Genomic DNA, 20,377 nt, shown 5'->3' with positions numbered 1-20,377 from the left:
CATGAAGACCCTGCGACTGCTGGCGGTAGGGCTGGTGATCGGCGTGGTCGGCTACTGGCTGCTGGGGCCGGGGCCGTCCGCCCGCCTTGGCGCCGCCGAACCGGCCAAGGTGGGATCGGCCACGAGTTCCGCCCGTGCCGCACTCGATGCGCCACCGCCGCCTGCTTCCACGCCGGCGGCGACACCGGCACCGATCCAGACCATGCCCGCACCGCCTGTGCCTGACCCGGGCGGTGTCGCGGCGCCTCCAGCAGATGCCGGCGGCGCCCTGCTGCTGCCGGTGCAGGGCATCCGCGCGGACCAACTGCAGGACACCTTCACCGATGCCCGCAGCGAGGGCCGCGTGCACGATGCCATCGACATCCTGGCGCCGAACGGCACGCCGGTGCTGGCCGTCGCCGACGGTACCGTGGAGAAACTGTTCGACAGCGTGCGGGGTGGGCTCACCGTGTACCAGTTCGAACCGAGCGGTCGCTACTGCTATTACTACGCCCATCTGGACCGTTACGCCGACGGCCTGGCGGAGAAAAAGACCGTCAAGCGCGGTGAGGTGATCGGCTATGTCGGCAGCACGGGCAACGCGAGTCCGGAGGCACCCCACCTGCATTTCGAGATCCATGTACTGGGCCCGGAAAAGCAGTGGTGGAAGGGCGAATCGATCAACCCCTATCCGGTGCTGACCGGTCGGCCGGCGCTGTGATCAACGCGGGCTGGCTGTTGCATCCCGGATCGCTCGTGCCAGTTCCCAGGCACGGCCGCGCAATGCGTCCAGACGCTCATTGAGTTCACCCGCGTCCGCGCGCCACTGGAAGTGGCCATTGCTGTAGTCCTGCCCGAGCGCGAGATCGTTGAACGACCCCATGCCGCCATAGGCGCGCAGCAGGCTCTCCGGCGCGCTTGGATCGCCCTGCTCAAGCTGGATGATGACCCGCTGCATCCAATCGGCCCAGTGGTTTTCTCCATCGCCGCGCAACAGCGCCTCAAGCTCGGACACCACCGCATGCAGGGCGCGGTTCGCGTTGCTCATGCGCGACCCCGCGCGATCTCCAGATTCCATACCGGCCCGTGTGACTGTTGTGAGACTGCCCAGCATGCCATGCCCGGCGGGGGCACGAGCACTGCGGTCAGCGACCGCGATCAACCAGTAAAACTACTGGCGCGAATGCGGAAAAATGCCGTTGTCCTGGTCACCCACGGAGCGGACACTGACCGCTGACGGCATGCCTCACCATTCGCACCGCTCTGGAGATGACCGTGATGATGCTCGCACCTCGCGTTGCCCTGCTCCTTCTGTCTGGCGTTGGCGCAACAGGCACCGCCGTCGCACAGGACCTGCCCGCCACCGCGCCGGACCGCTTCGCGATGCTGGATCGCAATGGCGATGGCAAGGTCAGCCGTGATGAGTACGACGGTGACGCGTTCTTCCGTCTGGTCGATGCGGATCACAACTACCGTGTGAGCGTCGATGAAGTGCAGGCGGTGCTCGGTCCGCAGCGTGATGGCGAGTTCTCGGCAGCCGAATGGGTGCGCATTGCCGATCAGAACGGCGACGGCGAGCTGAGTGCCGAGGAAATACGCCGCTCGTCAGAGATGCGTTTCCAGAGCCTGGATGCCAACCACGATGAGAATCTGGAACTGTCGGAACTGCAGATGGGCATCGGCCGGCGCTGACCCGGGCTTGGCAACGAAAAAGCCCCGCTTGCGCGGGGCTTTTACACCTTACACCTTCACGCGATACCGGGCATGGCCCGGCACGGCGCGCCTGATCAGGCGAACGGATCCTGCAGGACCATGGTGTGGTCGCGGTCCGGGCCGGTCGAGACGATGCTCACCGGGCAACCGGCCAGCTCTTCCAGCGCGCGCAGGTAAGCGCGGGCGGCCGGCGGCAGATCATCCCAGTTGGTGATGCCGTGGGTGTTCTCGGTCCAGCCCGGGAACTCCAGGTACACCGGCGTGCATTCTTCCCAGCCCTGCGCGTCCAGCGGCGCGTACTCGGTACGCTTGCCGCGGTATTCGTAGGCGATGCAGACCTTCAGCTTTTCCATGCCGTCGAGCACGTCCAGCTTGGTGATGCACAGGCCGCTGATGCCGTTGATGGCCACGGCGCGCTTGAGCGCGACGATGTCCATCCAGCCGCAGCGACGCGGACGGCCGGTCGAGGCGCCGTACTCGGCACCGCGGTCGCGGATGCCCTGGCCGACTTCATCGTCCAGCTCGGTCGGGAACGGGCCACCGCCGACGCGGGTCGCGTAGGCCTTGGCGATACCCAGCACGTAGTCGATCGCATCGGCGCCGACGCCGGCACCGGCCAGTGCACCACCGACAGTGGTGTTGGAGCTGGTGACGTACGGGTAGGTGCCGTGATCGATATCCAGCAGCGCGCCCTGGGCGCCTTCGAACAGCACGCGCTTACCCTGCTTGCGCAGGTCGTGCAGGATGCCGGCAACGTCGGACTTCATCGGCTCGACGTATTCGCCGAAGGCCAGCGCTTCGTCGTAGGTCTTCTGGAAGTCGACCGCGTCGGTCTTGAGGTAATTGGTCAGCACGAAGTTGTGGTAATCCAGCGCGGTGCGCAGGAGTTCTTCCAGCTGGGCCGGGTAATGCAGGTCGGCGATGCGGATGCCGCGACGCGCCACCTTGTCTTCATACGCCGGGCCGATGCCACGGCCGGTGGTGCCGATCGCCTTGCCGCCGGCAGCGCGTTCGCGCGCCTGGTCCAGGGCGATGTGGTACGGCATGATCAGCGGCGCGGCCGGGGAGATCTTCAGGCGCGAACGGACTTCCACGCCGGAGGTTTCCAGCTCGGCGATTTCCTTCTGCAGCGCGGCCGGCGAGATCACCACGCCGTTGCCGATCAGGCACAGCGCGTCTTCACGCAGGATGCCCGACGGAATCAGGTGCAGCACGGTCTTCTTGCCATTGATGACCAGCGTGTGGCCGGCATTGTGGCCGCCCTGGAAGCGCACGACAGCGCCGATTTCCTCGGTGAGCAGATCGACGATCTTGCCCTTGCCTTCATCGCCCCACTGGGCACCCAACACGACAACTGACTGACCCATGACGGGTAACTCCTGGTTTTTGTGCGGCCATCGGGGCCGCGGGTTTGGGACCATGCCGGGGTGGCCGCTCAGCGCGGGGTGGCGGGCTCCAGCGGGGAGCGCGCCGACGCTGGGGGACCCAGACACGGAAAAAGCCGGACGAGTAACTCTAAAACAGAGTGCCCGTCCGGCTTTTGTGCATTATCCGGGTTTCCGGTGGCTGCTGCCACCCCGGGGGCCGGTGGACTTCACCGGCCGGTCAGAACCGCCGCTTGGGTAGTGCCGGCCGCTGGCCGGCTCCAAGCCATTCGGTAGTGCCGGCCGCTGGCCGGCTTGCGGGATGGCCGGGAGCCGGCCAGCGGCCGGCACTACCAACCAGCGCATGGCGGGAACCGGCTCAGTGCTTCAACCACCACAGGGTGGTCAGGCCCGCCAGCAGGATCACCCCGCCCCAGGTGCGCAGGGCGCTGCTGCGCAGCATCAGCAGCTGCTCGGCCATCCGCTTCCAGGCCAACGGGGCGGCGAACAGGAACAGGCCTTCGAGCACGGCGACCAGGCACAGGGCCGAGAACAGATCTTTCATGACATCTCCACAAACAAAACGGGGACCCGGTCTGCACCGGGTCCCCGTGGATGACTACCGCCTGCGGCCTCAGCGATCGCTCTTGAGGTACTGCAGGAACGGGTCGTTCTTGTCGAGCACGATCACGCCGTTGCCGTCGGTCATGGAGCCACGGTAGGCCTCCAGGCTGCGGTAGAAGGCGTAGAACGACGGGTCGGCCGAGCCGGCCTTGCCGTAGATGCGGGCGGCATCGGCATCGCCGGCACCGCGCAGCTGCTGGGCGTCGCGCTCGGCTTCGGCCACGATCACGGTGCTCTCGCGGTCGGCCTGGGCACGGATGGTCAGCGACTGCTCTTCACCCTCGGCGCGCAGCTTGGCCGCTTCCTGCTTACGCTGGGCGCGCATGCGCTCGTACACATCGTTGATCACCTGGCTGTCGGTCGGCAGGTCGATCTGCTTGATGCGCAGGTCGATGATCTGCATGCCGAGCGCCTTGACCGACTCGTTGATGCCGGTCAGCTGGTTGGCGATCAGTTCGCTGCGATCCCCGGACACCAGCTGCTGCAACGACCGCGAGTTGATCTGGTTGCGCAGCGAGTCGGTGATGATCGGGGCCAGACGGGCATTGGCCACCCGGGCATCGCCGCCGGTCGCACGGAAGTACGCGCGCACGTCGGAGATGTAACCGATGGCGAAGAAGTCGACGCTGACGTCCTTCTGCTCAGCGGTGAAGTAACGCGCCGGGGCGGTGTCGAGCACCTGGAAACGGCGATCGAACACGCGCACGGTTTCCACCAGCGGCACCTTGAAGTGCAGGCCCGGCTTGATGTCCGCACGGACCACCTTGCCCAGGTTCAGCACCATCGCAGTCTGGTCCTCACGGACCACGTAAACCGACCCCAACAGCCCAAGCAGGACCGCTACGGCCAGACCAATCCACAGTGAACTTCTCATCGGCTGCCCTCCTCACGACCGGTCGGGCGCGTCGTCGGACGCTCCGCATTGCGAACGCCATCCACGGCCGTGCTGGCAGGCAGCGACGGCAGCATGACTTCCGGGGTCACCGCCGGAGCGGCATTGGTGCTGGTGCGGTTGTCGCCCGGCATCGGCACGTAGATCAGCTGGCGGCCATCGCCACCGATGATCTTGCGGTTCTCCGAGAGCACCTTCTGCACCGTTTCCAGCCACAGACGCTTGCGCGTGACTTCCGGGGCGTCCTTGTACTGGACCTGCAGCAGGCTGAAGCGCGAGGCATCACCCTCGGCCTTGGCGACCACGGCCTGCTTGTAGCCTTCGGCGGTGGTACGGGCCCGCGAGGCCTGGCCGCGCGCTTCTGGAACCACCTTGGCGGCGTAAGCCTGGGCTTCGTTGATCAGACGCTCCTTGACCTGCTGGGCACCGTTGACCTCGTCGAAGGCCGGCTTGACCTCCTCGGGCGGGCGGGCATCGGGCAGGGTCAGGCCGGTCACCGACAGACCGGTGCGGTAGCTGCCAAGCGAGGCCTGCAGGCGCTCTTCGGCGGCCACGGCGAGCGGGCCACGGTTGTTCAGCACGTTGTTGAGGTCGGCACGACCGACCTGCTCACGCACCGCGCTCTGCGCGGTCTGTTCCAGCACCTGGTCGGCATCGACCGAGCCGAACAGGTACAGGCGTGGATCGTCGATGCGGTACTGGACGTTGAGCGAGACGTTGACGATGTTCTCGTCGCGGGTCAGGACCGGCACCTGGCTGCTGAACGTCTTGATCTCGGTGGCATTGACCTTGGTCACCGATTCCAGCGGCCAGGGCAGCTTGAAGTTCGGGCCAGGCTGCAGGATGCGATGGAATTGACCGAAGCGCAGCACGACGCCGCGTTGCTGTTCGCCGATCAGCTGGAAGCTGGAGAACAGCAGCAGCAACACCGCAGCCACTGCAACCCACCGCAGGATGCCGCCATCGAACAGGTCTTTCAGCGGACCGGGCAAACCGCCCCAACCGCCGCCATTGCCGCCACCGCGAGGACCGAACGGCCCACGTCGATTCTCGTCGGGGCCTTGTCCGCCCTTGTTGCCGCCGGGTGTATTCCAGGCCATGCACGCTCCATCAAGGTAAGGTTGCCTGCGGGCCACTCCCGCACCGTCAACCGTTAAAACGTTGTCGATTCTACTAGATGGGGCAGATCGACAGGATTGGAAGGGGTCACGCATCTCGGGGAACGATTCATAACTGCATCCGCGAGGGCCGATGAGGGTCCCCGCACGCCGGAGCAGCAGGTAAGGTGGCGTTTTCCCCCGTCAGGCATCTTCATGGCAATTCCCGACCGGTTCAACGCTTTCCGCATCCACCAGGACGATACCGGCTACCACGCCGGGCTGGAACCGATCGGCCTGGACCAGCTCAACCCCGGCGAGGTGGTCCTCCGCGCGCACTGGTCCTCGGTCAACTATAAAGATGCGTTGGCCGGCACCGGCAAGGGCAAGATCCTGCGGCGCTTCCCGCTGGTCGGTGGTATCGACGTGGCCGGCACCGTGGTCGCTTCGACCGACCCGGCCTACCGCGAAGGCGATGCCGTGCTCGCCACCGGGTGCGGGCTCAGCGAGACCCGCGATGGGGGCTACAGCCCGTATGTGCGCCTGGCCGCCAGTGCGGTGATCCCCCAGCCGGCCGGGCTGAGCCCGCGCGAGGCGATGATCCTGGGGACGGCCGGGTTTACTGCCGCGCTGGCCCTGGTGCGGATGCTGGACAACCGTCAGACCCCCGCCCACGGGCCGCTGGCAGTGACCGGGGCGACCGGGGGGGTCGGCTCGCTGGCGGTGGATATCTTCACCCGGGCCGGTTTCGAGGTGCATGCGATCAGCGGCAAGGCCGACCAGGCCGGCTATCTGCGGGGCCTGGGGGCCCGCGAGGTTCTGCCGCGAGATGTGCTGGCGACCTCCCGCCCGATGGAATCGGCGCGTTTCGGCGGTGGCCTGGACAACGCCGGCGGCGCGATGCTGACCAGCCTGCTGGCCCAGACCGTGCCCTACGGTTCGGTGGTCAGTGCCGGTCTCGCCGCCAGCCCGGCACTGGACATGACGGTGATGCCCTTCATCATCCGCGGCGTGTCGCTGCTGGGTGTGTCGTCCTCCAGCGCACCGCGTGATCTGCGCGAAGCGGTCTGGGACAAGCTGGGCGGCGCGTGGAAACCGGCGCATCTGGAGACGATCTGCACCGGCGAGGTCGGGCTGGATGGCCTGCCCGCGGCGTTCGATACCCTGCTCGCGGGCGGCAACCACGGCCGCACGGTGGTACGAATCGACTGAGCGTGGCAGCCGGGCGACGGACGGCACGCTTGGTGCTTCACGACAATGCGAGGCCCGCACTACACTGCGGGCATCACACGGGGAACACCATGGCACGCATTCTGATCGTCGACGATTCACCGTCGCAGCTGTTGGGGATACAGCGGATCGTCGAAAAACTCGGGCACGAGATCCTGACCGCCACCGATGGCGCCGCCGGGGTGGAAACGGCCAAGGCCGAGCTGCCCGATCTGGTGCTGATGGACGTGGTCATGCCCAACCTCAATGGCTTCCAGGCGACCCGCACGCTGGCGCGCGACGCCTCGACCAAGCACATCCCGGTGATCCTGGTGACCACCAAGGACCAGGACACCGACCGCATGTGGGGCATGCGCCAGGGCGCCAAGGCCTACATCACCAAGCCGTTCTCGGAAGACGAGCTGTCCGAGGTGCTGGAGCGCGTTTTCAGCCACCAGGAACCGCCGACGGCGTGAGCTGATGGCACGGTGAGCCGACCAACGGTCGGCTTCTACCGCGAAGGCAATCGCGGCCGCCCCGGTAGACACCGACCGTTGGTCAGTGCGCAACGATGACCCGGACGCCGCGCACCACCTGCCTCAGACCTTCTCGCCGAATGCCTTGGCCAGCGTCTTGTACGCTTTCTTCTGCGCCTCATCGGTGGGCGCCGGCGCAATGATCTCCAGCTCCACGATCTGATCGCCATCCGGGTTGCCCGGCAGGCCGCGGCCACGCAGGCGCAGCTTGCGGCCGGCATCGGACTCGGCCGGCACCTTCAGCTCCACCGCACCGCCCAGGGTCGGCACGCTGATGCTGGTGCCCAGCGCGGCCTGCCACGGGGTCACCTGCAGGGTGTACAGAATGTTGCGGCCATCTACCTCGAACTGCGGGTGCTCGGCGTATTCCACTTCCAGCAGCAGGTTGCCGCCACCGGTGCCCTGCCCGCCCAGCCGGATCACCTGGCCCGGGCGGATGCCCTTGGGCACGCGCACATCCAGCTGCTTGCCGCCCACGTTGATGCGCAGGCTGTCGCCCTGGTAGGCGGCCTCCAACGGCACCGACAGCTTGGCACGGGTATCGCGGGTCGGCTGCGGGCCCTGGCTGGCGCCGCCGAAGCCACTGGCGCGGCCACCGCCACCGCCGCGCTGGCGCGCGAACAGGCTCTCGAAGAAATCGCTGAAGCCGCCGCCACCGGCGCCGCCACCGAACACCTCTTCGAAGTCATACCCCTGGCCACCGCCGTAGTTCGGCGGGGTATGGAACTCCTCGCCGGGCCGGTAGCCCTGCGCCTTGAGCTGGTCATAGGCCGCGCGCTTCTGCGGATCGCGCAGCGCCTCGTAAGCCTCGTTGACCGCCTTGAACTTGTCCTCGGCCCCGGCTTCCTTGCTCACATCCGGGTGGTACTTGCGCGCCAGGCGGCGGTACGCGGTCTTGATCTCAGCATCGCCCGCGGTGGGTTCCACCCCGAGCGTGGCGTAGTAATCCTTGAATTCCATCCAAACACCTCGACTAAGTTCGGCCACCCGCGTGGGCGGGCGCCGTCCGCGCAATTCTAGCTGCTGCGGACCGGCCCACCGTCACGCCGGGCGCGAATGATCCTGCGCAATGCGGCGGACATCCCGGACGGCTACGCTGCCCCCGTGGCCCGCCTTTCCCGCTACAGATGGGTCTGCACGTCGGCTTTTCAACGTATTGACATGGCCATCCCATGCCCCTCACTACCCTGCCTGTGTCCAAGGAGTCCGCATGACCATCCACGTTGGCGACCGCATTCCCGAAGTCACCCTCAAGCGCATCCGCGAGGGCATGGAGACCATCGATACCCATGCCCTGTTCGATTCGCGCAAAGCGGTGCTGTTCGGCGTGCCCGGCGCATTCACCCCGACCTGTTCGGCCCGGCACCTGCCCGGCTTCATCGAGCAGTTCCCCGAATTCCGCCACCGCGGGATCGAGGTGTTCTGCATGGCGGTCAACGATCCGTTCGTGATGAAGGCCTGGGGCGAGAGCCAGCAGGTGCCCGACGGCCTGCAGCTGCTGTCTGACGGCAATGGGGAGTTCACCCGTGCGCTGGGCCTGGAAATGGATGCCAGCAGCTCGGGGATGGGCATCCGCTCGCGCCGCTTCGCGCTGTACGTCGAAGACGGTGTCGTGCGCGAGACCTTCATCGAGGAACCCGGAAAATTCGAGGTGTCTTCGGCGCAGTACGTGCTGGAGCATCTCCCCCGCTAGACCCACGCAACAGAGGAACCCGGCCAGCCATGTCAACGCCAGCCAAGAACACCCCGAACGCCACCCCGGACAACAGCCGTCCGCCGGGCATCAGCGACACCGCCACCCTGCGTGCCAAGGCCCGCAAGGACATCGAAGATGGCGCCATCACCGACAGCTACAGTGCCGACCGCGAAGCGGTCATCAAGCTGCTCAATGATGCGCTCGCCACCGAGTACGTCTGCGTGCTGCGCTACTACCGCCATTACTTCATGGCCAAGGGCATGCTCGCCGATTCGATCAAGGCCGAGTTCCTGGAACACGCACAGCAGGAACAGGCGCACGCCGGCAAGCTGGCCGAACGCATCGTGCAGCTGGGCGGCGAGCCCGACCTCAATCCGGACACACTCACTGCGCGCTCGCATGCCGAGTACAAGGAAGGCAGCGACCTGCGCGACATGGTCCGCGAGAACCTGATTGCAGAGCGCATCGCGATCGACAGCTACCGCGAGATGATCAACTTCGTGGGCGACAAGGACACCACGACCAAGCGCATCCTGGAAGAGATCCTGGCGCAGGAAGAAGAACACGCCGACGAATTCGCCGACCTGCTGGACGGCTGGATCGGGGAGTAATGCCGGCCGCGGGCCGGCTCCTGGCGCTGTAGTGCCGGCCAGCGGCCGGCACTACCGTTCATGGTGTGATGCCGGCCAGTGGCCGGCACCATCGCACCGCGCGCAGCGCAACGTCAGCGCAGGATCCGGAACCGCACCTGCGTCCACGCGCCATCGGCGGCCAGCGCGGTCAACGTGTGCTCACCGACTTCATCAAAGTCACGCTGGAACAGTCGCGGCCCTTCGGTGCGGGCAATCCAGCGGTCGTCCAGCAGCCAATCGACTGTCGTTTCATTGCCCAGTGCACGCAGTTGCAGGCGCACGCCGTGCTCGGCATTCGGTGCGCGTGCGAGGGTGGCGCGGTCGTTGAGCCCCTCGATATGCAGGGTGCCACCACTTTCGCGGCCGTCGTCGCTGCAGTCCGGCGACAGTGCCGGCAGCTGCGAGGCCTGACGCTGCGCCTGTGGCAACCACGGCGACAACAGCGCCGGCCAGCGCGCGATCTCACGCGGCTCCGCCGCATGCGGCCGGCTGCACTCCGGCGACAGCCGCAGCCCCGTGCGCGCATCCACCTGGAAACGCTGCAGGCCCGGCTGCCACAGCCGCGCCTCGCGTTCGGCGAAGGTCGGCGGCACGACCCCGTCCAGCACGAAGGCCGGCATACGGCGTTGGCACAGGGGCGCTGCGGTCTGCTCCGCCAAGCCGCCGGTCGGCCAGCAGATCTCGGCCTGCGTTACGCTCGCCGGCATCGGCGCCGCACTGGCATCACCAGCCTGGCGCGGCAGACTGTCGATCACCTCGAACATCAGCGGCAACGCGGTCACCGCGCCGTACTGCCCGGGCAGCGGCGTGCCGTCCGGACGCCCTACCCAGACGCCCACCGTGTAATGCCGCGTGGTGCCGATCGCCCAGGCGTCGCGATAGCCATAGCTGGTGCCGGTCTTCCAGGCCACACGCGGGCGGCCGGTGACATCGAAGGTGCCGGTGCCGTAGCCCGGGCGTGGATTGGACTCAAGCATCTCGCGGGTGATCCAGGCCGCGCCCGGTGACATCAGGCGTCGCTCGATCACGGCGTCCTCGGCGGTGTAACGCACGCGCCCGGCGATGCCGTTGCGGTTGAACGCGGCGAAGGTACCGACCAGGTCCTCCAGTCGCGCGCCGGTGCCGCCGAGGATCAGCGACAGGTTCGGCGCGCTGCCGTGCGGAAAGCGCAGATTGATGCCGGCGTGCGACAGGCGTGCGGCGAAACGCGCCGAACCAACCCGGTCCAGCAGGTCCACCGCCGGCACGTTGAGCGACAACCGCAGGGCCGTGGCGGCACTGACCGGCCCGTTGAAGGCCGCATCGAAATTGCCGGGCCGGTAGCCACCGAAGCTCTGCGGCGCATCCACCATCAGGCTTTCCGAATGGATCAGGCCATCATCCAGCGCCATGCCATACAGGAACGGCTTGAGCGTGGAGCCCGGTGAGCGCCAGGCCTGCACCATGTCCACATGGCCGAGCCGCTGCTTGTCGCCGAACGCCACCGAACCGACGTAGGCACGTGCCTCCAGTGTTCGGTTGTCCACCACCAGCAACGCCGCCGAGGTGCGCTCGGGCAGCTGCGAAAAGTAGGACGACACACGCTCTTCCAGCGTGCGCTGCAGGCCGATATCCAGCGTGCTCTCGATCCGCGCCGCCCGCGGCTGTGCCGAGCGCAGCCGCTGGGCGAGCAGCGCCGCATGCAGCGGGGGCTGCAGCGCGCGCGTGACCACCGGCTCGATGCGCGCATCGTCGACCTCCTCGCGTGACCACACGCCGAGCGACACCATCCGCTCCAGCACCTTGTCGCGCGCACGCTGCGCCGCTTCCGGATGGCGGTCCGGACGCAACCGGCTGGGCGACTGTGGCAACACCGCCAGCAACGCGGCTTCCGCATGCGACAGCTGCGAGGCCGGCTTGCCCAGATAGGCCCAGCTCGCCGCCTCCACGCCTTCAATGGTGCCGCCATACGGTGCGCGTTCCAGGTACAGGCCGAGGATCTGCGCCTTGCTCAGGTGCAGTTCCAGCTGCACCGCGCGCAGCAGCTGCTTGGCTTTGCCCCACGGCGTGCGCGTATGCGGATCAAGGATCCGCGCAACCTGCATGGTCAGCGTCGAACCACCGGAGACGATCCGCTGCTCGAACAGCCATTGCTTGCCGGCGCGCAGCAGGCCCCACGGGTTGATGCCGGGATGCCGCCAGAACCAGCGGTCTTCGTAGTTCAGCAGGGCCTGCAGATACAGCGGCGAGACGCTGTCGGCCGAGGCCGGATAACGCCACACCCCGTCGGCATCGGCGAAGGCGCGCAGTGGCGTGCCATCGCGCGCAACCACCAGGGTGCTGGTGTCGCGCTGCCTGGGCAGCGGTGGCGGGAACGCGAGATCCAGCACCAGCAGCAGTGTGAGCAGCGCAGCCGTACCCCATCGCAGGTACGGCAGCACGCCGCGCAGCACCGACGCCCACCACCGCTTGGAGAAAAGAGACGTCATGTCGATTCAGCAGCGAGGCAGGCGGGCCGTCACCGGGACGGCCCGCCCTGCGATCAGGGCTGCACCACGGTCAGCGAGGCCGGGAGGCTGCGCCCCACGCCGCGCAGGTCCGGACGGTACATGTCCTCCACCAGCGGCGGCGGCACGCGGTAGGTGCCCGGCGTGACCGCGCGCACCAGATAGAACACCTTGGCAGTGCTGCCCCGCGAGAGTTTCAGCGCGGCCACGTAGCGGTCGTCGCGGAACTCCTCGTGCTTGATGTTGGCCGCATCGCCACGATCGTTGACGCTCAACCCGTCGACCACCACATCGGCCCACTGTTTGGCATCGCCGAGGTTGAAGTTCTCGATCTCCAGCCCGGCCGGCAGCAGATCGGTCAGCAGCGCATCGGGCATGTCCACGTTCGGGGTGACGCTGACCCGCACGATCAGGGCCTCGCCTTCCTTCAGCGGACGCGGCGTCCACGGCTTGCCATCCGTGGTGTACCAGCTGCGCTCCACGCCGAGCGTGCGGCTGTCCGGTTCCGGCGGGTTGCGCGGAATGCCGGCCACTTCCAGGCTGGCGAACATCGGCGGCTCCCCCTGCGGGGTGAAGCGCACGCCCTTGGCCAGCGCGGCGTAGTCGACGCTGCGGCCGAACATGCGCCGCGCCGAGATGCTCTCGCTTTCGCCACCCACCACCAGTTCGCCGGAAACCAGTTTCTTCTGGTTGGCCGACAACGCCTTGCCCATGCGCGCCAGCGCCACCTGCTCCTGGGTGCTCAGCCACATCCAGCCACTATTGCGGCGGGCATCCAGCGCGCGGCCGAGATCGACCGCACGTGCATCGTAGGCCGGCTTGGACAACTTGCGCTCGTGCAGCAGCGCGATCATCAGCGCGTCATCGCGCACCGCGCTGCCGTAATCGCCGAAGTACGCCGGACGATCACTGCCTGTTTTGGCGAAGCCGGCGGCAATGGCCGCATCGCCGCGCTTGTGGTCGCCCTGCAGGGACAGCGCGATGCCCAGGTGCACCAGCGACAGGCCGGTCAGCGACTTGCTGCGCTCGTTGTCGTACAGCGCACGCAGGGTACCCAGTGGCGCGCGGTTGACGCGGGCCAGCACGTAGCCCGAATACGCCTGGTTGGCGAACTTCAGGTTCTCGCGGCGATCCTCGCCATAGAACTGGTTGCCGCCGGACAGCAGATCTTCGCTCAGGCGATTCAGCGCTTTCTGCAGCACGTTGTCCGGTACCGCGAAGCCGGCGTCCTTGGCGTCGAGCAGGAACTCGGCGATGTACGGCGTCAGCCACGGATTGATGTAGCCGTCGTCGCCCCACATCGAGAAGTTGCCGTTGGCCACCTGCATCGAGGCCAGGCGGCCGAAGGCACCTTCCATGCGCTCGCGGCGGGTCTTGGCATCCAGCCCGTCCGCGCCGAGCATGGCCGAGGTCGCCTCATCCAGCATCAGCGCGGCGTAGCCCTTGCTGGTGGTCTGCTCGGCGCAGCCATACGGGTAGTTGAGCGCGCCACTCAAGGCACTGGCGAACGGAATCGGCGGCAGCGCGCTGACCAGCATGCGTGCGGTCACCGAGTCGTTCATCAGGCCATCGGCCAGCCCGGCCTCCATCGTGACGGCGGCCAGCGGATCCAGCGTGCGGGTCTGTGCGCGCAGCACCTGCGGCCATGCCGCACGCACCGGCAGGTCATAGCGGCGATCAACCTTGAAGCCGTTGCCATCCACGCGCACGCGCACCTTGGCCACGGTGTAGCCCTCGCGCGCGGTCAGCGGGAAGCTCAGCGTGCTCTTCGCATCGGCATTGAGCTTGAGCGTGCGGCTGGATTCGCCCAGGGTCAGCGGTCCGATACCATCGACCTGCACCTTGAACTCGCCCGGTGTGCCGGTGAAGTTCTGCACGTCCAAAGTGACCGTGCTGGTATCCCCGGGCGCCATCACGCGCGGCATGCTGGCTTCGGCCAGGATCGGCGCGCGCACCACGGTTTCCACATCGCGCTTGCCGTACTGGTCATCGGCGTAGACCAGCGCCGACACGCGCAGCGTGCCGTTGAAATCCGGCACCTTCAGCGCGATCCGGGCGATGCCCTTGGCATCGAGCTTCACCGGGCCGGAGAACAGGTCCACCGTCTGCACCCGCGCGGTCGGGCGCTTGGCCTGCGGCATCGCCGCCAGCGCCATGTCGCCACCGAACTTCAGCTTGCCGCTGCTGCCGTCGAAGCTTTCGATCACGCGGCTGTAGATGTCATACGCATCCACGCCCAGGCGACGCTGTGCGAAGAAGTGGCCCGCGGCATCCGGCACCGGGAAACGGGTGATGTTGAGGATGCCCACGTCCACCGCCGAAACGGTCACATGCGCGACCTTGCCGGCCAGCTGCGGGGCACTCACGGTGACCGGCAGCGTCTGCTCCGGGCGCATCTGCTTGGGGGCCACCAGGCCGACCGCGATCTGCCGCGCCTTGCGGTCCATCGGCACATGCACCACGCCGACCGCACGGGCCGGGGTGATTTTGCTCGGGGCACTGCCGCCGCGGAACACCAGCGCGGTGATGTAGACGTCGTGGCGTTCCCATTCGGCGGTGACCGGAATGTCGTAGGTGCTGCCCGGCTTGGCATCGATATCCTGGACGTAGAGCATCTTGTCGCTCTCGACCATCAGCACGCCCTTGCCGGCATGCGGCGGGGTCACCGTGACGCGCGCGGTATCGCCGGCCTTGTAGCCGGTCCTGTCCAGCGCCAGCTTGACCTTGTCCGGACGCGCATCCAGGCCGCGGTTGTCGTCGTTCCAGCTCCAGCCGGCGTTGAAGGGATAGCGGCTGGTCAGCCCGGTGGCCGGATCGAACACGTCCAGCCGGTACTCGCCCCACTCCACCGGGAAATCAATGCCGACCGCCGCATTGCCTGCATCGACGGTACGGGTGTCCTTGTTCTCGAAGCGGCGGGTGAAGTCGTAATCCCAGCGGTTGTCGTTGAAGGTCCAGTGGTAATCGCGCAGTTCGCGCACCAGCGTGACCTTCAGACCCTTGGCCGGCTGCGGCTTGCCGGCCGCGTCCACGCGCATCAGCTCGAAGCGCGCGTTGCTGTTGGCGTCCGCGCCATCCTTGGGATCGAACAGCGGGCGCACGCCCACCAGCGCGGCGGCCGGCCACATCACCCGCTTCAGCGTGCGGGTCACGGTGCGGCCACCGGTTTCATACACGCTGCCGGAAAGCACCACGGCGATCGGTGCGGTCGGCTTGACCTCGGCCGGCAGCTCCACGTCCTGGCGGAGCTTGCCGTCGGCCGGGAACTCGGTATCGATGACGTCGCGCGCCTCGCGCGGCAGCGCGGTGGTCGGGTCGCCGAAGAAGTAGCCCGGCAGCGACTCGACCGGCGACTGCTCGGCCGCCACGGCCAATCGCGCGGTGAAGCGGTTGCCATCGGCCGGCGCACCGTACAGATACGCCGCATCGGCCTGCAGCTTGAGCGGCTCGCCCGGCTTGAGCGTCTTCTGCGCGCTGTCCAGGTCCAGCTTCATGCGCTCGGGCAGGAACTCCTCGATGCGCAGGGTCATGCCCTGGATCGCTTCTTTGCTCGCCGGGTTGGTGCGGAACTCCACCTGCCAGCGCCCGGTAGGGGCCTCGGCCGGGATCAGCTGCTCGAAGCTGAAGTAGCCCTGCTCGCCCGGGGTCAGGCGGGTCTCGCGGAAGGTCTTGCCGTCGGGCTGCTTCAGGCGCAGGAAGACGGGCTGTGGCTTCACCGGCTTGCCGTCGTTGTCGCGCAGCAGGGCGGAAATGCGCACGCTCTCGCCGGGACGGTACAGGTCGCGGCCCGACCAGGTGAACACGTCGAACCAGGCGTTGTCGCGCCCGGCCACGGCGAACTCGCTCAGGTCCAGCGCGGGCTGGTTGAACGGCAGCATCGAGGTATCGCCGCCACTGCTGGCGATCAGCACGTGGCTGGCATCGAGGGTGTAGTTCAGCAGCGCATTGCCGTTGCCGTCGGTCGCGCCCTTGAGCACCACCTCGCCCTTGCCATCCAGGATGCGCAGCTCGACTTTCTTCAGCGACGCGCCGCTCTGCAGCGAAGCGGTATGTACGAACAGTTTGTCCTTGTAGGCACGCGTATGCAGGCCGATGTCGCTGACGGTGAAGAAGGCGGTGTCGTACTCGCCTTCGAACGAGCCACTGCGCTTCATCACCGCGAAATACAGGCCGGGCTGCTGCAGCTCCTTGATGTCCTGCGTCGGCAGGTAGGTGAGCACGCGCTCGTTCTGCTTGCCGCCGATCACGAAGCGGTTGACGTACACCGGCTCGGCCAACTGCGACATCGGCGTCTTGTCGCCGTACTCGCTCTCCAGCTCCCAGCTGCCGCGGCGGCCGCCGCGCTGGTACTGGCTGAAGAAGTTCGGCAGTTCCTTCTCGCGCACGCGCAGGAACTCCACGTCCACTTCCGGCACGTTGACCGACACCACCGGCAGGCCACGGCTGTCCTTGGCCGGCAGCACGCTGCCCTGCGAGGCGAACCCGGCCACCGGCTTGAGCTCGCCGGTGAAGACCTTCTGGCGCAGTTCCTTGCCGATCCGGCTGCCATCGGCGGCGAGCAGGTCGGGCGAGACGATCAGGGAGTATTCCTTGGCCGCCTCCACGAACGGATAGCGCAGGGTCTTGCCGTCATCGGACAGCGACCAGCTGCTGTCCTCGGTGCCGACCTTCTCGGCAAAGCGGACCAGCGCGTCGAAATCCTGGGTGCCGACCAGCGGGCGCGAGAACTCCAGCGCCAGCGACAGGCCGTCGCTCTTCTGATCCGGGTAGGCCCGGACCAGGGTGAACTCGGTGACCGCTTCGGCCTTGGCCGTGATCGGCGCGCCGGACGGTGCGGGCAGCTGGCCGCTGTCATTGCGCTTGCAGCCTCCGACGCCGATGGCCAGGCCGGCGACCAGCGCTAGGCCCGCGATTCCCTTCCAGCTCCACTGCCCGAACCGACTGCGGCTAGCCATGACGTCACTCCTTGAACAAGGCGGCCAGTATACGGGCCGTCCCGGCCCGTCCGGGGGCGGGGAGCCCTGGCAGTGCGAGCGTCATGGTGGGCGGGCAGGTGCGCCGCGGGCGGCGGCGGACGGTAGCCGACCAACGGTCGGCTTCTACCCGGCGACGTAGAGGTCCACGTACTCGTGCACCGGCATCGCTTCCAGCGCGACCGGGTCCAGCGAGGCCTCGAGGATCCGGCGCTGCTGCACGGTCGGGAACACCCCGGCGAGGTGACGGCGGAACTTGTCCTCCAGCAGCGGGATGCCCTCGGCCCGGCGCCGGGCGTGGCCCAGCGGGTACTCGACCACGGCCTCCATCGTGCTGCCATCGGAGAAGGTCACGTGCAGCGCGTTGGCGATGCTGCGCCTGTCCGGGTCCAGGTAGTCGGCCGTGAACTGCGGCGCTTCCACGCAGGTGATCTTCGCCCGCAGCGGATCGATGCGCGGATCGGCAGCGACGTCGTCCTCGTAGTCCTCGGCAACCAGCCGGCCGAAGATCAGGCCGATCGCCACCATGTACTGCACGCAGTGGTCGCGGTCGGCCGGGTTATGCAGCGGGCCGGGCTTGTCGATGATGCGCAGACAGGCCTGCTGGGTGCGCAGGATGATCTGCGCGATGTCTTCGCTGCGTTTGCCGCTGGCGCGCATCTGCGCATGCACGTGCATTGCCGCTTCGACCGCGGTCTGGCCATGGAACTCGGCCGGATAGCTGATCTTGAACAGCACGTTCTCCATCACATAGCTGCCGTACGGCCGCTGGAAACGGAACGGCTGCCCGCCGAAGGAGACATCGTAGAAGCCCCAGGTCGGCGCGGTCAGCGCACTGGGATAGCCCATCTCGCCGGCCGCGGCCATCAGCGACAGGCGCACCGCACGGCTGGTGGCATCGCCCGCTGCCCAGCTCTTGCGCGAGCCGGTGTTGGGCGCGTGCCGGTAGGTGCGCAGCGACTGCCCATCCACCCAGGCCAGCGACAAAGCATTGAGCATGCGCTCGCGATCCAGGCCGAGCATGTGCGACACCACCGCGGTGGAGGCAACCTTGACCAGCACCACGTGGTCCAGCCCGACCCGGTTGAACGCGTTCTCCAGCGCCAGGCAGCCCTGGATCTCATGCGCCTTGACCATCGCCTCCAGCACATCGCGCATGGTCAGCGGCGCCCGCCGCAGCGCCTCGGCATTGCGGCTGAGCCAGTCGGCGGTGGCAAGAATGCCGCCGAGGTTGTCGGAGGGATGCCCCCACTCAGCCGCCAGCCAGGTGTCGTTGAAATCCAGCCAGCGGATCATCGCGCCGATGTTGAAGGCGGCCTGGACCGGATCCAGTTCGAACCGGGTACCGGGCACGCGCGCGCCGTTGATCACCCGCATGCCCGGCACCAGCGGCCCGAGCAGCTTGCTGCAGGCCGGGAACGAGAGCGCCGCCAACCCGCAGCCCAGTGTATCGATCAGGCAGTGCCGCGCGGTGGTGTATGCCAGCGGCGAACTGACCTGGTAGTCGCGGACGTAATCGACGATGTCGGTCAGGACCGTGTCCCATGCGGGGCGCTGGTTGCTGTGGCTGTCATGACCGGACATCGCGATTCTCCTGTTGGGACTTACAACGTGGTGGCAGGCACCCTCACCGCACCGTCCATCAATACGCGGGCACTGCGGCTCATGATGGCCTTGGTGACCGTCCACTGACCGTCAACGAGCGCCGCATGCGCGCCCACCCGCAGCGTGCCGGAGGGATGACCGAAGTTCACCGATTCACGCTCACCGCCACCGGCGGCCAGGTTCACCAGCGTGCCCGGGATGGCGGCGGCGGTGCCGATGGCGACCGCGGCGGTGCCCATCATCGCGTGGTGCAGCTTGCCCATGGACAGCGCGCGCGCGTGCAGATCGATATCCCCGGCAGCGATCTGCTTGCCGCTGGAGGAGACGTAGTCCTGCGCGGGGGCGACGAAGGCGACCTTGGGCGTGTGCTGGCGGGTCGCGGCCTGTTCGATGGTCTCGATCAGCCCCATGCGCACCGCGCCGTGCGCGCGGATCGCTTCGAAACGTGCCAGGGCGGCCTTGTCCTCGTTGATCGCTGGCTGCAGTTCGGTACCGGTGTAGCCCAGGTCGGCCGCGTTGAGGAAGATGGTCGGAATGCCGGCGGTGATCATCGTCACCGCGAAGCTGCCCACGCCGGGGACGTCGAGCGTGTCGACCAGATTGCCGGTCGGGAACATCGCACCGCCCTCGCCATCATCGGAGGGATCCAGGAATTCCAGCTGGATCTCCGCGGCCGGGAAGGTCACGCCATCGAGTTCGAAATCGCCGTCCTCCTGCACCTGACCCTCCACGATCGGCACGTGCGCCAGGATGGTCTTGCCGATGTTGGCCTGCCAGATCCGCACGGTGCACAGGCCGTTGTGCGGAATCCGCGCCGGATCGATCAATCCGTTGCTGATCGCGAACGGTCCCACCGCGGTGCTGAGGTTGCCGCAGTTGCCGCTCCAATCGACGAACGCGGTCTCGATTGCGACCTGGCCGTACAGATAATCCACGTCGTGCTCCGGCACCGACGGCGCGGAGATGATCACGCACTTGCTGGTGCTGGAGGTCGCGCCGCCCATGCCATCGGTGTGTTTGGCATACGGATCAGGCGAGCCGATCACGCGCATCAGCAGCGCATCGCGCGCCGGGCCCGGCACCTGCGCGGCGGCAGGCAGGTCGGTCAGCTTGAAGAACACGCCCTTGCTGGTGCCACCGCGCAGGTAGGTGGCGGGGATGCGGAGCTGGGGGAGATGGGTCATGAAATCATGTCCGTGCAGGATGGATGGGGACGAGCGGATGCGTCATCCGTTTGAATGGCGCTGCGTGCACTGGGGAACGGTCATGGCATCTGATCCATCAATGCATCCAAACCGCGCGAGGCATCCCAAACGCGAAGGATGTCAACGCAGTCCGGTAGGTCGAGGTAATAGATCAGATAGCGATCAAAGACGGGCAGCACCGTGAATCGCAGCGGGACCGGCAGTTCCTCGGTGACCCAGGCATGCCGAGCCGATCCTGCCTCAGGAAACGCTGCAATCCGCGCCAACGCGGCATCCACCGTTGCAATGAACCGTTCGCCCAGTGCCAGCCCGCCCTGACGCGCGAACCAGAGCGCAGCCTCGGCCACGTCCCGTTCCGCGCGTGGC

General features: G+C 67.3%; 17 protein-coding genes. 6 read left to right on the top strand and 11 right to left on the bottom strand.

Annotated features, from left to right (window positions below):
• Nucleotide 1: 1 nt before the first annotated feature.
• The gene (locus tag K4043_RS10185; protein WP_265309249.1) at nt 2-700 is read left to right on the top strand and encodes a M23 family metallopeptidase; all 699 of its coding nucleotides are present in this window, start codon (nt 2-4) and stop codon (nt 698-700) included.
• Here K4043_RS10185 and K4043_RS10180 read toward each other — a convergent pair whose 3' ends face one another.
• Nucleotides 701-1,027 carry a hypothetical protein gene (locus K4043_RS10180; RefSeq protein ID WP_265309248.1) on the bottom strand — a complete coding sequence of 109 codons (327 nt, stop codon included), beginning with the start codon at nt 1,025-1,027 and terminating at the stop codon, nt 701-703.
• 233 nt (nt 1,028-1,260) lie between these two features.
• On the opposite strand from K4043_RS10180, the gene K4043_RS10175 reads away from it, so the two are divergent.
• Nucleotides 1,261-1,671 (top strand): hypothetical protein, encoded by a 411-nt coding sequence (locus tag K4043_RS10175; RefSeq protein WP_265309247.1) that lies wholly within the window; start codon nt 1,261-1,263, stop codon nt 1,669-1,671.
• Nucleotides 1,672-1,766: 95 nt separating this feature from the next.
• On the opposite strand, the gene K4043_RS10170 is transcribed toward K4043_RS10175, so the two are convergent.
• The 4 genes from K4043_RS10170 to hflK all read right to left on the bottom strand — a co-directional run bounded on the left by K4043_RS10170 (nt 1,767) and on the right by hflK (nt 5,672).
• Nucleotides 1,767-3,059 carry an adenylosuccinate synthase gene (locus K4043_RS10170; protein ID WP_088432983.1) on the bottom strand — a complete coding sequence of 431 codons (1,293 nt, stop codon included), beginning with the start codon at nt 3,057-3,059 and terminating at the stop codon, nt 1,767-1,769.
• Nucleotides 3,060-3,435: 376 nt separating this feature from the next.
• Nucleotides 3,436-3,621, bottom strand: a complete 186-nt coding sequence (locus K4043_RS10165) for a DUF2065 family protein (RefSeq protein WP_121038863.1) — start codon at nt 3,619-3,621, stop codon at nt 3,436-3,438.
• Nucleotides 3,622-3,690: 69 nt separating this feature from the next.
• Nucleotides 3,691-4,554, bottom strand: a complete 864-nt coding sequence (locus K4043_RS10160; protein ID WP_019186091.1) for a protease modulator HflC — start codon at nt 4,552-4,554, stop codon at nt 3,691-3,693.
• Nucleotides 4,551-5,672 carry an FtsH protease activity modulator HflK gene (gene hflK, locus K4043_RS10155; protein WP_121038866.1) on the bottom strand — a complete coding sequence of 374 codons (1,122 nt, stop codon included), beginning with the start codon at nt 5,670-5,672 and terminating at the stop codon, nt 4,551-4,553. The genes K4043_RS10160 and hflK overlap by 4 nt, the downstream gene beginning before the upstream one ends.
• Before the next feature lie 213 nt (nt 5,673-5,885).
• Here hflK and K4043_RS10150 point away from each other — a divergent pair, with 213 nt between their 5' ends.
• Together K4043_RS10150 and pilH are read left to right on the top strand one after the other, a co-directional pair.
• Nucleotides 5,886-6,881, top strand: coding sequence for a YhdH/YhfP family quinone oxidoreductase (locus K4043_RS10150; RefSeq protein ID WP_265309246.1), 996 nt, complete (start codon nt 5,886-5,888; stop codon nt 6,879-6,881).
• An 89-nt stretch (nt 6,882-6,970) separates the two neighbouring features.
• Entirely contained in the window at nt 6,971-7,354 is a 384-nt protein-coding gene (gene pilH, locus K4043_RS10145) for a twitching motility response regulator PilH (protein ID WP_123730488.1), read from the top strand.
• Nucleotides 7,355-7,477: 123 nt separating this feature from the next.
• On the opposite strand, the gene K4043_RS10140 is transcribed toward pilH, so the two are convergent.
• Nucleotides 7,478-8,374 carry a DnaJ C-terminal domain-containing protein gene (locus tag K4043_RS10140; protein ID WP_123730487.1) on the bottom strand — a complete coding sequence of 299 codons (897 nt, stop codon included), beginning with the start codon at nt 8,372-8,374 and terminating at the stop codon, nt 7,478-7,480.
• A 250-nt stretch (nt 8,375-8,624) separates the two neighbouring features.
• Here K4043_RS10140 and K4043_RS10135 point away from each other — a divergent pair, with 250 nt between their 5' ends.
• Complete coding sequence (locus tag K4043_RS10135) at nt 8,625-9,107, top strand: peroxiredoxin (RefSeq protein WP_102788119.1); 483 nt, start codon at nt 8,625-8,627, stop codon at nt 9,105-9,107.
• Between the two features lie 29 nt (nt 9,108-9,136).
• Nucleotides 9,137-9,721 carry a ferritin-like domain-containing protein gene (locus tag K4043_RS10130; protein WP_265309244.1) on the top strand — a complete coding sequence of 195 codons (585 nt, stop codon included), beginning with the start codon at nt 9,137-9,139 and terminating at the stop codon, nt 9,719-9,721.
• A 113-nt stretch (nt 9,722-9,834) separates the two neighbouring features.
• Here K4043_RS10130 and pbpC read toward each other — a convergent pair whose 3' ends face one another.
• The 5 genes from pbpC to K4043_RS10105 form a co-directional block, all read right to left on the bottom strand.
• Nucleotides 9,835-12,210, bottom strand: a complete 2,376-nt coding sequence (gene pbpC, locus K4043_RS10125) for a penicillin-binding protein 1C (protein ID WP_265309243.1) — start codon at nt 12,208-12,210, stop codon at nt 9,835-9,837.
• A 53-nt stretch (nt 12,211-12,263) separates the two neighbouring features.
• Nucleotides 12,264-17,183 (bottom strand): alpha-2-macroglobulin, encoded by a 4,920-nt coding sequence (locus K4043_RS10120; protein ID WP_265309241.1) that lies wholly within the window; start codon nt 17,181-17,183, stop codon nt 12,264-12,266.
• Nucleotides 17,184-17,327: 144 nt separating this feature from the next.
• Nucleotides 17,328-18,785 (bottom strand): bifunctional 2-methylcitrate dehydratase/aconitate hydratase, encoded by a 1,458-nt coding sequence (locus K4043_RS10115; RefSeq protein ID WP_265309239.1) that lies wholly within the window; start codon nt 18,783-18,785, stop codon nt 17,328-17,330.
• A 20-nt stretch (nt 18,786-18,805) separates the two neighbouring features.
• Nucleotides 18,806-19,990 carry a 2-methylaconitate cis-trans isomerase PrpF gene (gene prpF, locus K4043_RS10110; RefSeq protein ID WP_265309238.1) on the bottom strand — a complete coding sequence of 395 codons (1,185 nt, stop codon included), beginning with the start codon at nt 19,988-19,990 and terminating at the stop codon, nt 18,806-18,808.
• An 80-nt stretch (nt 19,991-20,070) separates the two neighbouring features.
• Complete coding sequence (locus tag K4043_RS10105) at nt 20,071-20,358, bottom strand: type II toxin-antitoxin system RelE/ParE family toxin (RefSeq protein WP_260232257.1); 288 nt, start codon at nt 20,356-20,358, stop codon at nt 20,071-20,073.
• Nucleotides 20,359-20,377: the final 19 nt, after the last annotated feature.

It is taken from the genome of Stenotrophomonas sp. SRS1 (genome assembly GCF_026130205.1).
In the GTDB taxonomy this organism is placed as follows: domain Bacteria; phylum Pseudomonadota; class Gammaproteobacteria; order Xanthomonadales; family Xanthomonadaceae; genus Stenotrophomonas; species Stenotrophomonas rhizophila_B.
The sequence above is the reverse complement of the archived record's forward strand: the minus strand, read 5'-3'. Positions and strand labels throughout refer to the sequence as shown.